The sequence below is a fragment of the Thalassospira xiamenensis M-5 = DSM 17429 genome, from assembly GCF_000300235.2.
GTDB lineage: Bacteria > Pseudomonadota > Alphaproteobacteria > Rhodospirillales > Thalassospiraceae > Thalassospira > Thalassospira xiamenensis.
In genome coordinates this window covers 998,542-1,013,206 of record NZ_CP004388.1, presented here as the reverse complement: position 1 = coordinate 1,013,206, position 14,665 = coordinate 998,542, and the positions used below count along the sequence as shown (strand labels likewise).

General features: G+C 54.9%; 14 protein-coding genes. 12 read left to right on the top strand and 2 right to left on the bottom strand.

What is annotated here, in order from left to right; genetic code table 11:
• The first annotated feature begins 24 nt into the window (after window positions 1-24).
• From TH3_RS04640 to TH3_RS04625, 4 genes are all read left to right on the top strand, one after another.
• Complete coding sequence (locus tag TH3_RS04640) at window positions 25-2,100, top strand: methyl-accepting chemotaxis protein (RefSeq protein WP_007090447.1); 2,076 nt, start codon at window positions 25-27, stop codon at window positions 2,098-2,100.
• Between the two features lie 188 nt (window positions 2,101-2,288).
• Window positions 2,289-4,103: a methyl-accepting chemotaxis protein gene (locus TH3_RS22265; RefSeq protein ID WP_007090448.1), complete on the top strand. Its 1,815-nt coding sequence runs from the start codon at window positions 2,289-2,291 to the stop codon at window positions 4,101-4,103.
• Window positions 4,104-4,232: 129 nt separating this feature from the next.
• A complete protein-coding gene (locus tag TH3_RS04630; RefSeq protein ID WP_007090449.1) occupies window positions 4,233-4,616 on the top strand; it encodes an MAPEG family protein in 384 nt (127 codons plus the stop codon).
• Between the two features lie 309 nt (window positions 4,617-4,925).
• Entirely contained in the window at window positions 4,926-5,393 is a 468-nt protein-coding gene (locus TH3_RS04625) for a DUF1801 domain-containing protein (protein ID WP_007090450.1), read from the top strand.
• A gap of 27 nt (window positions 5,394-5,420) precedes the next feature.
• Here the strand turns inward: TH3_RS04625 and TH3_RS04620 are convergent, their stop codons facing one another.
• Window positions 5,421-5,876 (bottom strand): MarR family winged helix-turn-helix transcriptional regulator, encoded by a 456-nt coding sequence (locus tag TH3_RS04620; protein ID WP_007090451.1) that lies wholly within the window; start codon window positions 5,874-5,876, stop codon window positions 5,421-5,423.
• Between the two features lie 257 nt (window positions 5,877-6,133).
• Between TH3_RS04620 and TH3_RS04615 the strand changes: the two genes are divergently transcribed.
• The 6 genes from TH3_RS04615 (at window position 6,134) to TH3_RS04590 (ending at window position 10,046) form a co-directional block, all read left to right on the top strand.
• Window positions 6,134-7,165 carry an alpha/beta hydrolase gene (locus tag TH3_RS04615; protein ID WP_007090452.1) on the top strand — a complete coding sequence of 344 codons (1,032 nt, stop codon included), beginning with the start codon at window positions 6,134-6,136 and terminating at the stop codon, window positions 7,163-7,165.
• Window positions 7,166-7,314: 149 nt separating this feature from the next.
• Window positions 7,315-7,740, top strand: a complete 426-nt coding sequence (locus TH3_RS04610) for an organic hydroperoxide resistance protein (RefSeq protein WP_007090453.1) — start codon at window positions 7,315-7,317, stop codon at window positions 7,738-7,740.
• Window positions 7,741-7,921: 181 nt separating this feature from the next.
• The gene (locus TH3_RS04605; protein WP_040060546.1) at window positions 7,922-8,218 is read left to right on the top strand and encodes a putative quinol monooxygenase; all 297 of its coding nucleotides are present in this window, start codon (window positions 7,922-7,924) and stop codon (window positions 8,216-8,218) included.
• Between the two features lie 64 nt (window positions 8,219-8,282).
• Window positions 8,283-8,723, top strand: a complete 441-nt coding sequence (locus TH3_RS04600; RefSeq protein ID WP_007090455.1) for a YqaA family protein — start codon at window positions 8,283-8,285, stop codon at window positions 8,721-8,723.
• 179 nt (window positions 8,724-8,902) lie between these two features.
• Entirely contained in the window at window positions 8,903-9,271 is a 369-nt protein-coding gene (locus tag TH3_RS04595) for a hypothetical protein (protein WP_007090456.1), read from the top strand.
• Between the two features lie 172 nt (window positions 9,272-9,443).
• Window positions 9,444-10,046, top strand: coding sequence for a LysE family translocator (locus TH3_RS04590; protein WP_007090457.1), 603 nt, complete (start codon window positions 9,444-9,446; stop codon window positions 10,044-10,046).
• A 5-nt stretch (window positions 10,047-10,051) separates the two neighbouring features.
• Here TH3_RS04590 and TH3_RS04585 read toward each other — a convergent pair whose 3' ends face one another.
• A complete protein-coding gene (locus TH3_RS04585) occupies window positions 10,052-10,888 on the bottom strand; it encodes an AraC family transcriptional regulator (RefSeq protein ID WP_007090458.1) in 837 nt (278 codons plus the stop codon).
• 153 nt (window positions 10,889-11,041) lie between these two features.
• On the opposite strand from TH3_RS04585, the gene TH3_RS04580 reads away from it, so the two are divergent.
• Together TH3_RS04580 and TH3_RS04575 are read left to right on the top strand one after the other, a co-directional pair.
• Window positions 11,042-11,818, top strand: coding sequence for a PH domain-containing protein (locus tag TH3_RS04580; RefSeq protein ID WP_076519620.1), 777 nt, complete (start codon window positions 11,042-11,044; stop codon window positions 11,816-11,818).
• A gap of 47 nt (window positions 11,819-11,865) precedes the next feature.
• Window positions 11,866-14,652 (top strand): ATP-dependent DNA helicase, encoded by a 2,787-nt coding sequence (locus TH3_RS04575; RefSeq protein ID WP_007090460.1) that lies wholly within the window; start codon window positions 11,866-11,868, stop codon window positions 14,650-14,652.
• The last annotated feature ends 13 nt before the right edge of the window (window positions 14,653-14,665 follow it).

Below are 14,665 nucleotides of genomic sequence, written 5' to 3'. Positions count from 1 at the left end.
AGGTATTGTCTGAGGGGACCTTTAATGCGATTTTCGAATATGTCTCTTGGTGCCAAGCTGACCTGCGTCAGTGCACTCGCAATTGCCTTCTGCCTGATCGTCGGCATCTTCCTTCAAACTGTCCAGACCGGCAAAACAACCGAAGAGCTGACCGTGGGCGAAGCCCGTGCCGTTGGCCAGTTCCATGCCGAACAGGCCAGCCGGGTGCTGAATGGCGGGATGCTGGTTGCCAAAAACCTTGCAGGTGCCTTTCGCGCACTTCGTGAACAGGGCGGAGCAGACCGCAAGGCCTATAACGAAATCCTCAATCGCACCCTGATGGATAACCCGTCCCTTGCCGGGGCGTGGTCCGGATTTGAAACCAACGCCCTTGACGGCAAGGATGCCGATTACAAGGGCGAAGGCGAACCGTTTGGCGACGGCAGCGGAAAATATGTCACCTATTATTATAACTTCGGTGGCGGCATTACCCCCTATCACCTGACCGGGCTCGATAACCCGGAGGTCAATGAATATTACACTGAACCCAAACGCACCAATAAGCCCTACCTGACCGATGCGATTACCTATGACATTCAGGGCCGCGATGTGGTTCTGACATCGTTTGTCTATCCGGTGCAGGACAGTGGCGGAAAGTTTCTTGGTGTTATGGGTGTCGATCTTGAACTGAATGCGCTGTCGGAACGGTTTGCCGAACTGGCCCCGTTTGGCACCGGCACCGTCAATCTTGTTTCCGCACAGGGCACATGGGTTGCCCATGAAAACCCCGATATCCGCGGCACCAAACTTGATGCCGCCAATCCAACCGACGCGGCCATTCTTGAAGCGATGAAGTCGGGCCAGTCCGGTCAGATTGACGATGGCGAAGTCATGCACCTGATCGTTCCGGTCGCCATTGAAGGTTATGCCAACCAGTGGGGCGTAGTCGTCAACGTGCCGCTTGCCACCGTTTATGCCCCGGCCGATGACCTGCGCAATGCAACCCTGATCGGTGGTGTGGTACTTTTGATCGTTGTGATCGCGGTGATCCTGCTGTCGACCAACGCCATGGTCGCCCGCCCGATGACCCGTGTTGCCGGGGTGATTGCCGACCTGGAAAAGGGCAATTTCAACGTCACTGTCCCCTATCATGACCGGTCCGACGAAATTGGTGCGATTGCCAAGGCGCTCGAAGCTTTCAAAGAAGCATCCGCGGGCATGCAGCAGGCCGAGCGCGACAAACGCGAAGCCGAACATCGCGCCAGCGAAGAACGCAACCGCACCCGCCTGCAGATGGCCGACGAATTCGAAAAGTCGGTCGGCTCCATCGTTGTTCATGTCACTGACAGTGCTGGCGATATGGAAAAAGTCTCGCGTCAGATGCGCTGTGCCGCGAACGAAAGCTCGGAACAGGCAACCGTGGTTGCTGCGGCTGCCGACGAGGCCAGTGCAAATGTCCAGACCGTCGCTTCGGCAAGTGAGGAACTTTCTGCCTCCATTCAGGAAATCAGCTCGCAGGTCGCACGTTCTTCTGAAATCGCCAACAATGCGGTCGACGAAGCATCACGCGCCAACGCCATGGTCACCGGCCTTGCCGAAGCCGCTGATCGCATCGGTCAGGTCGTCAGCCTGATCAATGATATCGCGTCCCAGACCAACCTTCTGGCCCTGAACGCCACCATCGAGGCCGCCCGCGCGGGTGAAGCGGGTAAAGGCTTTGCGGTCGTCGCAAGCGAGGTCAAAAACCTTGCCAATCAGACCGCCAAGGCGACAGAGGAAATCGCCCAACAGATCGGATCGATCCAGTCCGAGACCCACAATACCGTCGGCGCGATTGAAAAGATCACTGAAACAATTTCCAACATCAATGAAATCACCGGCGCAATTGCCGCCGCGGTCGAACAACAGGGCGCTGCCACGGCCGAAATTTCGGGCAATGTCCAGCAGGCCGCGGCAGGCACCAACGAAGTATCCTCCTCAATCGGGATCGTACGCAATACGTCCCAGCAAACGGGCGACGCCGCGTCCAACGTGCAGGCCGGGGCAACCGAACTGGCCGAACAGGCCCGCAACCTTGATACACAGGTCAAAAACTTCCTTGAGCGGTTGCGTAACATCTAGTCTTTCGGGGCACGAAGAACAGCATGGGCGGCACCTTCGGATGCCGCCCATTTTAATCGGTTGAACCGCTTCGTTCGAAAAAACACGCCACACCCGGAAATAGCAAACGCCACCCTTTTGGATAGCTTGAACAACCAAACATCGACCCCAAGTGGAATTGTCGTCTGCTTTTTCGCGAGGGAAACTAAATGTTTGGATGGGTGTGGAAGTCAAATATTGCGCAGCGCCTATATAGTCTTGCGGGCTGGCTGTTGTTAACTTCAGGTTTGCTTGGCAGCATCGCCGTATACAAAATGACCGTGATCGGCAATGAACTGGAACAGGTTACCGCGCGCGACCTGCCTCTGACACTGATGCTTGAAAAAATCACGCAGCATCAGCTTGAACAAGCCATCCTGATGGAAAAGTCGCTGCGTTTCCGCAATGTGGACTCCCATAGCGAGAGCGAAACCAGTGTTCGGGCTAATTTCGATGAAATTTCAAAACAGTCCGATGTGGAGCTCCGTGAAGCAACCAGAATGGTAAAAGCCTATCTCACCGAGCTTTCAAATAATGCAGACCGAACAGAATTTGCCGCTGTCGAAGCGGCCCTTTTGCGCATAGAAGCGGATCATCGCACTTACGAGTCCAACGTCGCCAACATTTTCAAAGCTCTTGACAATGGGGCAAGCACATCCGACGTCGCGGATGCTGTCATCGCGACAGAGAAATTGCAAAAAGACCTTAATACCGCCATTGAAGCCCTTCTTGCCGAAGTCGCGAACTACACCCAGCTGTCAATGAACAAGGCGTTGGAAGACGAACGCATGGGCAAAACTCTGATCACCGCTTTGTCGGGCTTTGCGCTCGTATCAGGCATACTTTTGGCGTGGCTTTTGGGACGGTCGATTACCCGTCCGTTGCATCGCCTGACAGAAGCTCTGGGCGATCTGGCAAAAGGTAAACTTGATACACCGGTGCCGGTTTCCGCCTTCCGCGATGAAGTCGGCGAGATGGCCGATGCGATGCGGGTATTTCAGGCAGATATGATCAAGGCCCGTGAACTTGAAGCCATGCAAGAACAACAACGCGCACTTGATGAGAAACGCCGGGCAGAGACGGATCGACTGGTAAAAGAATTTTGCGAAACTCTTGTAAATACGTTTGCCGATATCGTCAAAGGCGCCAATGAAGTTCTCTCACGTGCCGAAACCATGCAAAGCCAAAGTACACAGGCAGGATCGCTCGCCGGTGCTGTTGCCACCGAGGCAGAAGAATCATCAGCAAGTGCTCAGTCGCTTAGTGCTGCAACCGAACAAATGGTTGCAGCGATTGACGAAATCTCATCCCAGATCACACAGTTTTCTGGGATTGCGCATAACGCTGTTGAACATTCCAATACCTCCCAGACCGAAATGCGCAACCTGCAGGAAGTCGCAGAAGAAGTGGGCCAAGTCGTGCAACTGATTACCCAGATTGCAGATCAGACCAATCTTCTGGCCCTGAACGCCACGATCGAAGCCGCGCGCGCCGGTGAAGCAGGCAAAGGATTTGCCGTGGTTGCGGGAGAAGTCAAAAACCTTGCCAATCAGACGGCCAAGGCCACGGATGAAATCACCCGCAAGATCGAACGCATTCAAAGCGTGTCGCGCAATTCAACCGATGCCATCACTAATATCGGCACCGTGATTAACAGCATCGATAGTTATGTCACCGCCATTGTCGGTGCCGTCGAAGAACAGAACGCCACAACACGCGAAATTGCCCGCAATGTTGATTTCGTTTCTGAAAGTGCCAAACGGGTTTCGGAAAATGTCACCACGATTCAATCCAGTGTTACCGATGTCGGCAACAGCGCGATCACGGTGCACGAAAATGCCGATCATACCGCCCATCAGGCGGGTTTCCTGAACAGCAAGATCAGCGATTTCATCACCGCGATGAAGCGCGTGCAAGGCGATAGCCCGGAAGCCACAAGCAAATCGGGGCAATATCAGACCACCATGCTTCGCGCCGCCGAATAACACAGCAGAGTCAGACAAACCGATCCAAGCACAGGCCGGATATTTCCGGCCTGTTTGCATGCTGCCTCTTGCATCGCCCCGCCAATCAGGCAAAGCTGTTTCATCGCAACGCGTCAAAGGACCATGCACATGCTGCCGATCACCGTTACCGTCTGCCTGACTGGCATTTTTGCCCTAATGCTGATCGCTCTTAGCCTGAATGTTTCCTTGCGGCGGCGCGACCTTAAACTGGCCCGTGGCGACGGTGGTGACGAAGCCCTGCAACGCCGGATACGCGCGCATGGCAATTTCATCGAAAATGCGCCTTTCTGTATTCTTGTCGTGCTCGCACTCGAGGCTGTTCTGGCAACGTCTGACATCATCTGGCTGGTTGCCGCGGCCTTCATTGTCGCACGGATTCTTCACGCCTGGGGCACCCTGACCGCATCAATTGCCTTGGTCGCCCCCTCCATGCTGATACAGCATGCCGTCATGTTCTGCGCTGCCATCTGGCCTCTGATCCAAAGCATCTAGATAAAAACTGGCCCTGCTCTGGGACCAGCCCCCTACAAGGCTGCAAGTTCCGGCTTGCAGCCTTTTCCATGCCCGAATCGCATCCCGCTATCTTCGACGGAATAGGCGATATGCTTTTAACCTCCTCATATGGGGATATGCCGGTGGCTGCATTACGTGGTTTTCTGTTCTCGCAGACAATCTGAACCTTGATGTATGCCTCCCTGCTGTCCCTGACAGCAAACTTGGCGCGATTTCCACCAGGACATCGCGCCCTTTCTTTTTCTGCGCTATGATGTCTGGCTGATGCATTCAATGCCGGGCAGGAATATGAACCAGACGCAATCCTTCGGAATAGGCCGATCTGACCCCGGCACGGTTCCCAAACTGGCCGCTGACCTTTCTACCAAATTCGCATGCTATCCCGACGATGCCCGCTCGGCGTTAATGACAATTCGCGGATGGATTTTCGAACTGGCGGCAAATATCCCTATTGGGATGATTACGGAAACCCTGAAATGGGGGGAACCGGCATGGGTAACGCCCTCCGGGTCGGGGACGACCATCCGGGCCGACTGGAAACCAAAGGCACTCGACCGGATCGCCATTTACGTCAACTGCCAGACCGACCTGATTGATCGGGTCCGTAGCCATTTTGACGGGGTTCTGGAATGCGAAGGAAATCGGGCGATCCTGCTTGCGCTGGATCGCCCGTTTCCCGAAGAAGCAATTAAAACCGTGCTTGGCTGGGCGCTGACTTATCATCAGGACCGGCGCAAACCGACATCCAAGCGTTAGTCGCCGCTTGCTTGAACGTTTTCATCGCTATTTCCGCGATGCATTTGCCTCAAGATTGTCACGCAACTGGCCCAGATCATCGATCAGGCGTTTGATTGTCGAAAGATCAAGTTCCGCCACCTCGCCAACACAACGCGGTACATCAAGTGCCTTTTGCCGCAATTCCCTGCCCGCTGCTGTCAGGGTAATACGTACGGAACGTTCATCCTTTGGATCACGGGTACGTTTAACCAGTCCCGCCGCCTCAAGCCGTTTAAGCAAAGGCGTCAAGGTGCTGGATTCCAGAAACAGCTTTTCACCAATGCTGCGAACCGGCTGATCATCCTCCTCCCACAGGGTCACCATCACCAGATATTGCGGATAGGTGAGCTCAAGCGCGTCAAGAAGCGGTTTATAGATACGGTTAAACGCATGACTGGCCGCATAGACAGAAAAGCACAGGAAGTTTTCAAGCCTGAGCGGATTGTTATCATGATTGTCCATAGTGGCGTTCTCCTTTGTCCTATCGGGCCGGGCCGACTGGCAGTCACTGGTGCTGCTTCTGTGGCTCGTAACACGGCTGATTTCAAATCAAACCCACATTAATATATCGCGCACGATTTAATTACAAGCGATTTAATTGCATAGCTCATATTCTCAAATTTATATCGCACACGATTAAATCGCATGCTATCTCATAATCATCGAAACGGAAAACGCCGCACAGCGGCACCATCCAGACAGCCAAAAGGAACAAGATCATGAATACATTCAAAACGACTGTTGCCTCCGCTGCATTTGCTCTGGCAGCAACCTTGGCCACCACGACCGCACTGGCAAATCCGGTTCTCGAAAATAACACCCAGAACTTCATCAATGCTCTGACCGCTTCGGGCGGTGCACCGATCTACACGCTCAGCCCGACTGATGCCCGCAATGTTCTGGCCGGTGCGCAGGCAGGCCCGATTGCAAAACGCGCCGCCGATGTTACCGATACCGTCTTCCCTGTCGGTCCGACCGGCGAAACCCGGGTCCGGATCGTCCGCCCCGAAGGCAACACCGACCGCCTGCCGGTTGTCGTCTACTTCCACGGTGGCGGCTGGGTTCTGGGGGATAAGGAAACCCATGATCGTCTGATCCGCGAAATCGCCGTACAGGCAAATGCTGCCGTCGTCTTCGTTGATTATGAACGTTCACCCGAAGCCAAATATCCGATCGCGATTGAACAGGATTATGCGGTGACCAAATATGTTGCCGAACACAGTGAACAGCTTAACGTTGATCCGACCCGTTTGGCGATTGCCGGGGACAGTGTCGGTGGCAACATGACCGCGGTTGTTTCCTTGTTGGCCGAGCAGCGCAAAGGCCCTGAAATCATCGCCCAGGTCCTGTTCTATCCGGTGACCGATGCGAATTTTGAAAATGGCTCTTATACCGAGTTTGCCAATGGCCCGTGGTTGACCAAGGCGGCAATGGAATGGTTCTGGAACCAGTACCTGCCCGAAGGTACGGACCGCACCGATCCGAAAGTAACGCCGATCCATGCCCCGCAGGAATTGCTGGCTGGACAGGCACCTGCCCTGATCATCACCGATGAAAACGACGTGCTGCGTGACGAGGGCGAAGCCTATGCCCGCAAACTCAGCCAGGCCGGGGTGGATGTCACCACGGTTCGCTACAACGGCACGATCCATGATTTCGTCATGCTCAATGCCATCGCCGACACCCCGGCTGCCAAGGCCGCAACCGCCCAGGCCAGCCAGTTTTTGAAGAACGCCTTCTACGGCGAATGACCTGAACTTTCTGCAACTTCTTTCGGGGGCGCGGTTGCGTCCCCACCCACCCGGCGACATATCATTTGGGGCACCAACCGAACCAACGCCCTGATCAGCCGGGTTATCGAAACCTTCGAACCATCACGTTCAAACAAAGGAAGAAAACCATGTCTGTAGATGTCAAATACCGCGCAACAGCAAGTGCAACCGGTGGCCGTGACGGCCGTGCGAAAACCGAAGACGGCAGCCTCGATGTCAAACTGACCACGCCCAAGGAACTCGGTGGTGCTGGCGGCGAAGGCAACAACCCTGAACAGCTTTTCGCAATGGGTTACTCGGCCTGTTTCATCGGCGCGATGAAATTCGTCTCCTCCCAGGGAGGCCCGAAAGTTCCGTCTGATGCTTCGGTCAAGGCTGTTGTCGGCATCGGCCCGCGTGCGGCTGGCGGTTTCGGCCTTGCGGTTGACCTACATATCTCGCTGCCGGGCCTTGATAAGGCCGAAGCTGAAAAGCTGGTCGAAGAAGCCCACAAAATCTGCCCGTATTCCAACTCGGTCCGCGGCAATGTCGATGTAACCTCGCACATCGCCTGATCGAAAAACGGCCCTTCTTCGGCACGGAACCTCCCCTGATCCGTATATGCCGAAGCCAAGCCCGGTGCATCTCCCCTGCACCGGGCTTTTATTTGTCGGCATTTAACAGTTGCCCGATGCGGCCTCTGCCCTGATGATCCTTGGCAGCAAAAATACCACAAAAATTTCATGGGAAACATTGATGACCACCAAGCTTACCGTTCTTGCCATCGCACGCGCCAAACCGGGCAAGGAAGCCGAACTTGGCAAACAGCTTCTGGCACTTGTCGAACCGTCGCGCGACGAAGAAGGTTGCATCAGTTACGATATTCATCAGTCCAACGAAGATCCGGCGATCTGGATGGCGTATGAAAACTGGCGCTCTGACGAAGACCTCGCCCTTCATTTTGAAACACCATACCTGCGCGCCTTTGGCGCCCTTGGCGATGAATTACTGGCAGAACCGGTCAGCATTCAGAAATTCACCGTTAAATCCTGAAGCCTGAACTTAATTCCTGCCTTCGCCTGATCCAGCTCATTTGACCTGAACGGGACCTTTATCCGTGCTTTTCGCCTTGTTCCTGTCGGCATTGACATCCGCCACCATCCTGCCCGGCACGTCCGAGGTGGCCTTGGCAGCTCTTGTCGCGTCGGGTGATCATGCGCCGTGGTGGCTGGTTGTCGTCGCGACGGCGGGGAATGTTCTGGGCTCGTGCGTCAACTGGGGGCTTGGGCTGTATATCGATCATTTCAAGGATCGGCGATGGTTCCCGGTATCGCCAGATGCCCTTGATCGTGCTTCAGACTGGTTTGGCAAATACGGGCTTTGGTCGCTTTTGCTGGCGTGGCTGCCGATAATCGGGGATCCGCTAACACTCTTTGCCGGTGTCATGCGGGTGCGCTTTTTGCACTTTATCGTGCTGGTGACGATTGGCAAGGCGGCACGATATGCAATGATTGCCGGTGGCGCGGGCTGGATCGCCAACCTACTTGGATCTTCATAATATTCGTCAAAACAAAATACACAATAAAATCGAAACGCGCAAATTGTCGAAAACACAATAGCCACATCAATTATATAAAAATATAGTTCATTTGCTAAAATGGTGCCAAAATGATTTCATTGAGTGAAATAAAAACGAGCAATTGTTTATAAATTTCACAAAATCAATGGGAATATATTATGAATATGGAAATTCCAGTCTGGGTAAAACCCGCAATCTGGGGCGGTGTTATCGGTGCCGTTGCCATCACGATCATCGGCTTTAGCGCAAGCTGGGTCGTTTCGGGCAGCACCGCAGCCGAAATGGCCAACACGCAAAGCAAGGATGCGGTCATTACCGCCCTCGCCCCGATTTGTGTTGCGCAGTTCAAAACCCAGACCCCCACCAATCAGACCATGCAGCTTGCCGCCCTTAAAGAGGAAAGCTCCTACAAGCGTGATGATTTCGTCGCAGCTCAAGGCTGGGCCACCATGCCTGGCAATGATGCCCCGACCCCGGAAATCGCCGACGCCTGTGCAAGTCAGTTGATGAAACTGACAGAAAACTAAGCGGATCCCCTCCCCCGAGGTAATTGATCCGTCGAAGACGGCATCCGGGCCAACTCCCGGATGCCGTTTTTTTATGGGCGATCACAACCGGCAGGGCAATATCGTTCAATAAACCCCAAGACCTGCGGCGCATTGTTGCATCCAGCAAAGCCACTAAAAGGATCGCCAACCCATGCTTGCCGCCGCCCCAAGCCTTTATCTGTCGATGGCTACCTTCGCGCTTGCCGCCTCGATCACGCCCGGCCCGGTCAATATCCTGATCCTCAGCTCCGGGGTCCATTACGGTTTTCGGCCCAGCCTGCGACTTGTTTTCGGCGCGACCAGCGGCTTTTGCCTGATATTGCTTCTGATCGGGTTGGGCCTGCATGAATTGCTGGTGATTTTTCCCAACCTGACGACAGTCATTCAATGGGCCGGGGTGGCGTTTTTGCTGTTCATGGCCTTCAAGCTTGCCACCACATCGGGCGAATTGGGCAAAACGCGCGCGGACAAGGGACCATCGATGATCACCGGCGCATTGCTGCAATGGGTTAACCCCAAGGCTTGGCTTGCCGCGGTTGCAGGCATGGGGGCCTATGCCGCCAATGGTGCGCCGGCACTGGTCTGGGAATTCACAGTGCTTTATTTCGCGGTCTGTTTTGCCTCGGTCGCCTGCTGGGCCTATGCCGGGGCGTTTCTCGGCCGATTTTTAAACGATGCCGCCCATATCCGTCTGTTTAACCGGATCATGGCATTGCTACTGGTCGCAAGTGCGGCCTATCTGATCATCACCTGATTGGCTCAGGCGACATGCGCCATCGCATAATGGCGCGGCGTGGTCGCCATCAGGCGCTTGAAAACCCGTTGAAAATGCGCCTGATCGGCAAAGCCGCAATCAAGGGCAACGTCAACAATCCGCTCCCCACGTTTAAGCGCATGGCGTGCTTTCTGCACCCGGCAATTGATCAGATAGGCATAGGGCGTCATGCCATGTGCCTTTTTGAACGCCCGCACCAGATAGGATCGCGAATAGCCCGCCTGCCGGGCCAGCTCATCCAGACTGATAGTCTCGTCAAAATGGGCACGAATATACTCGCCCACCCGGATCATCTTGCGGTCATTGACCGACCCGATCCCGCCATCCAGCACGCCACGCCGGTCAAGCTGCACATGCAGATCACCAAAGAACGACACCATTGCCGTTTCCTTGCCCAACACATCAATGTCCTGATTGATCAGGATATCGGCCAGATCGGAAAGACCGTCATAAAGACGCGGATTGTGACTGAGCGTATCGGAAAACCCCGCGAACTTTCCCGCCGCATCGGCATCAATTTCGATCTGCAAATCCAGAATCCATTCGGGATCAACAAACAGCATGTCATAGCGCCAGTCCGCCCCCTTGACCGGATTGCAGCCATGCACATCCTCGGGGTTCAGGATCACCACGGCACCGGCCTGCGTTTCATGGGTTCTGCCCCGGTTCCAATAGGTACTGTACCCGCCATTCACCGTGCCAATGGAAAAGGTATCGTGGCTGTGACGCTCGGAACAAACCGCCCGCCCGTCCACCACACGCCGCAATTCAACAAACGGCAAGGCGTCGTCGCGCCAGAAATATTGAGTGGATTTGATCATACTCAAGTTTTTGAATTAATCGATGCAGCGCATTTTGCACTTATATTTACAGTCAATATACGCAAAAACTTCAACCTCACCGCGAAAATCGATTAAAGTTCGAATTATCTCTGCGAAGCCAAGAACCTGCCATTAGAAAAAAGAGTTATGATAATGGATAAACGTCAATCTGCTTCTGTACTTCACACAGCGATGTCCGCCTTCATTGGCGGACTTATTACTCTATTTTTTATTCTCACCATGAACATATTGCCTCAACTTGACCTGAAAATCGAAGAATGGGACACAAAGATTGAAACACTGTATGGCTGGCAAACTCTTGCAGGCGCATTTTTAGCTCTACTAGCCGCTACAGCTACTGTTGTTGTTATAAACATACAAACTCGGTCCACAAGGGACAATTTTGAAAGGAGCGTTGAAGGCGCTGCAAGAAAGGCACGGGCATTTTTACCTCTAGCCGCAACAGAAATAATCGACTACTCGAATGCCTTGATAACAGAGATGGAAAGCATGGGAGCGCACGTGCTTCCACACGCTCCAAATACAAGATACACAAAAGTGCAATCTCACACCTTTCCCGACGTACCAAATAAAGCAATTTCACGTTTTGCAAACGCAACTGAACACGAACAATCTAAGTATATTCAGGAGGTTCTAGCCAACACAATCAGAGCACTTCAGTTTCAAAGAGCTCGACTAACGAGATACATTTCCCAAAACCAAGTAAAACACTCAGAAATAGAAGAAACCATAAAGGTGTCTTTACAGATCATCGCAATGTGCCATGAGATATTCCAGCACTCTGATAAGAGTTATTGGGATTTCAGCAAACGGCAAAGCCTACAAGATGCATTGTCCACCTCCACTGTTAGTGGGCTTGGTGTTAATCTACAGAATATTATTGACTGGATCGCCTCTCTCAAGAACTGAAATTTCCTCGGTAGCGCCCCGGCACACACGCCATTATAGTCCCCCAAATGTTCGATGATCGTTCTGATCCCACGCCCAAATTCATGCCACCCGACGCACCCGTCATGGTCGTCGGATTGCGGCATGCTGTCTTTCTATCGCCCGACGGGGAAATAGAAGAACTGCCGCATGGCGCAGCCGCCAAACGCGCACGGTCCCAACGCCCGATCCTTGTGCATACCCCGGCATCGGCACGGCGGATGAAATGCGATCCGTTTCCGGCCCATGACCTGTTGGAACTGTTTGCCTTTGTCCGCCCGGCGCAGTTTTGCGTCCCCACCCCGCGCGGGCTTGCCATGGCGACAGGGCAACGGGCTTGCGATGATCTGATCGGACAGGCCGAAGCGTTGGCCGAGGCGATGAAACGATTGTTGCAGGAACTTGCCACCCTGCCGCGTGAAAAGCGCGCACGTGCGCTTTCCATTGCATGGCCGATGGCACGCGGGCATTGGATGTGGGGCGTGCCGGTTCTGGCCGCCCTTGGTGCCGATGGCGACGGCCCGCATAAATTTGCCGTCTATGAAGGTCTTAAGGTCTGGAAGAAAATGGGCGAATGGGCGGAACATGCCCCGCCGCCGCCGCCCGGCAACAATCCGGTCGATCCAAAGGATGCCCGTGAACGGCTGAAAAAGCTTCTGGGCGAAGGGGCAGAAGAACGCCCGCAACAGGCCGATTATGCATCCGCCGTCTGTTCGGCCTTCGCGCCACGCACTGCCGAAGGCACACCCAATATCGTCCTGGCCGAGGCAGGGACCGGGACGGGCAAGACGCTGGGCTATGTTGCCCCGGCCTCGATCTGGGCACAAAAGAATGACGGGGCGGTTTGGATTTCAACCTATACCCGCAACCTGCAACGTCAGATTGATCAGGAACTAAACCGTCTTTATGACGATCCCAAGGACAAACGCCTGAAGGCGGTCGTGCGCAAGGGCCGCGAAAATTACCTTTGCCTTCTGAATTTCGAAGAAGCCCAAAGACCGCTGGCGCAACAGCCCCATCAGGCGATCCCGCTGGGTCTTATGGCGCGCTGGGCATCGCAAACGCGCGATGGCGATATGGTCGGCGGTGATTTCCCGGCATGGCTGACCGAACTGATCGGTAGCCGGTTTACCAGTGCGCTTGCCGATCAGCGCGGCGAATGCATTTATGCCGCCTGCCCGCATTATTCGCGCTGCTTTGTTGAAAAAACCGTGCGCCGGGCGCGGTCGGCCGAAATCGTGGTCGCCAATCATGCGCTGGTGATGGTGCAGGCCGCCCTTGGCGGGCTTGACGACGCATCGATGCCCACACGTTATGTCTTTGACGAGGGACATCATCTTTTTGATGCCGCCGACAAAGCCTTTTCCGCCCATCTGACCGGGCAGGAAGGGGCAGAATTACGCCGCTGGTTATTGGGTGCGGAAAACAAGGGCCAGTCGCGCGCACGTGGGCTTAAACAACGGCTTGAAACCCTGATCATGGATCGGGACGAACTTCGTGATGCGGTCAATGCCGTGATTGTCGCCGCCCAATGCCTGCCCGAACAGGGCTGGCTGATGCGCATTCATGACGGGGCCGAACATGCCAAGGGCCCGGCGGAATTGTTCCTTGCCCATGTCCGGGCACAGGTGATGGCGCGTGCCGCTGAAGGCGACCGGGGTTATTCGATTGAAACCGACTGCAAACCGGCGATTGACCCGGTTCTGGCCAGTGCCGCCGATCTTGACCGCGCCTTGGCCGCCCTTGAAAAACCGGCCAAGGCCCTGATCAAGATCATCGCCCATATGCTGGATGAAAAAGCCGACGAGCTTGAAAGTGCCGAACGCCAACGCCTTGATGCCGCAATCCGGTCGCTTGAACGGCGTGCGATCATGCAGGTTGCCGCATGGCGCGGGATGCTTGAAAGCCTTGTCGATGCCACCCCGCCGGAATTTGTCGACTGGTTTGCCATCGAACGGCAGTTTGGCCGCGATTTCGATGTCGGCATGCACCGCCATCATATCGACCCCACATTGCCCCTGACCGCGGCCCTGGCACCCTCCGCCCATGGATTGGTGATCACGTCGGCCACGCTCCGCGATGGCACAGGCGATGAGATGTTTGACTGGGGTGTTGCCGAAGATCGCACCGGGGCATCGCATATGCCGATGCCTGCGATCCGGGCGGCGATGAAAAGCCCCTATGACTATGCCAAACAGACCAAGGTTTTCATCATCAATGACCTTGGCCGTGATAACCCCGATCATGTGGCGGCGGCCTATCGCGAATTGTTTCTGGCGTCCGGCGGCGGTGCACTTGGCCTGTTTACCGCAATCAACCGTTTGCGTGCGGTTTACGAACGCCTGACCGGGCCGCTTGACGATGCCGGGTTGCAGCTTCTGGCACAGCATATTGACGGTATGGATGTGTCAACCCTGATCGATATTTTCCGGGTGGAACGCGATGCCTGTCTGCTTGGAACCGATGCGGTGCGCGACGGGGTTGATGTGCCGGGTGACAGCCTTCGCCTGATCGTGTTTGATCGCGTGCCATGGCCCCGCCCCGATATCCTGCACCGGGCGCGCAAGGCCGCATTTCATGGTGCGAGATACGACGACATGCTGACGCGCCTTCGGATGAAGCAGGCCTTTGGTCGCCTTGTTCGCCGCGCGGAAGACCGTGGGGTATTTGTGCTGCTTGATAACCGGATGCCGTCGCGATTGCTGGGTGCATTCCCCGACGATGTCAATGTCCAACGGGTCGGCATGCGCGAAGCGATTGAACAGACACGGGCGTTTTTAAGGCCAAACGCCGACAATGGAAATCTGCTAAAGTAATCTGTGCGGGTCA

Excerpts from the sequence above, each read along its gene's own strand:
- TH3_RS04640 (WP_007090447.1), top strand. The coding sequence starts at position 25 with ATGCGATTTTCGAATATGTCTCTTGGTGCCAAGCTGACCTGCGTCAGT.
- TH3_RS22265 (WP_007090448.1), top strand. The coding sequence starts at position 2,289 with ATGTTTGGATGGGTGTGGAAGTCAAATATTGCGCAGCGCCTATATAGT.
- TH3_RS04630 (WP_007090449.1), top strand. The coding sequence starts at position 4,233 with ATGCTGCCGATCACCGTTACCGTCTGCCTGACTGGCATTTTTGCCCTA.
- TH3_RS04625 (WP_007090450.1), top strand. The coding sequence starts at position 4,926 with ATGAACCAGACGCAATCCTTCGGAATAGGCCGATCTGACCCCGGCACG.
- TH3_RS04620 (WP_007090451.1), bottom strand. The coding sequence starts at position 5,876 with ATGGACAATCATGATAACAATCCGCTCAGGCTTGAAAACTTCCTGTGC.
- TH3_RS04615 (WP_007090452.1), top strand. The coding sequence starts at position 6,134 with ATGAATACATTCAAAACGACTGTTGCCTCCGCTGCATTTGCTCTGGCA.
- TH3_RS04610 (WP_007090453.1), top strand. The coding sequence starts at position 7,315 with ATGTCTGTAGATGTCAAATACCGCGCAACAGCAAGTGCAACCGGTGGC.
- TH3_RS04605 (WP_040060546.1), top strand. The coding sequence starts at position 7,922 with ATGACCACCAAGCTTACCGTTCTTGCCATCGCACGCGCCAAACCGGGC.
- TH3_RS04595 (WP_007090456.1), top strand. The coding sequence starts at position 8,903 with ATGAATATGGAAATTCCAGTCTGGGTAAAACCCGCAATCTGGGGCGGT.
- TH3_RS04590 (WP_007090457.1), top strand. The coding sequence starts at position 9,444 with ATGCTTGCCGCCGCCCCAAGCCTTTATCTGTCGATGGCTACCTTCGCG.
- TH3_RS04585 (WP_007090458.1), bottom strand. The coding sequence starts at position 10,888 with ATGATCAAATCCACTCAATATTTCTGGCGCGACGACGCCTTGCCGTTT.
- TH3_RS04580 (WP_076519620.1), top strand. The coding sequence starts at position 11,042 with ATGGATAAACGTCAATCTGCTTCTGTACTTCACACAGCGATGTCCGCC.
- TH3_RS04575 (WP_007090460.1), top strand. The coding sequence starts at position 11,866 with ATGTTCGATGATCGTTCTGATCCCACGCCCAAATTCATGCCACCCGAC.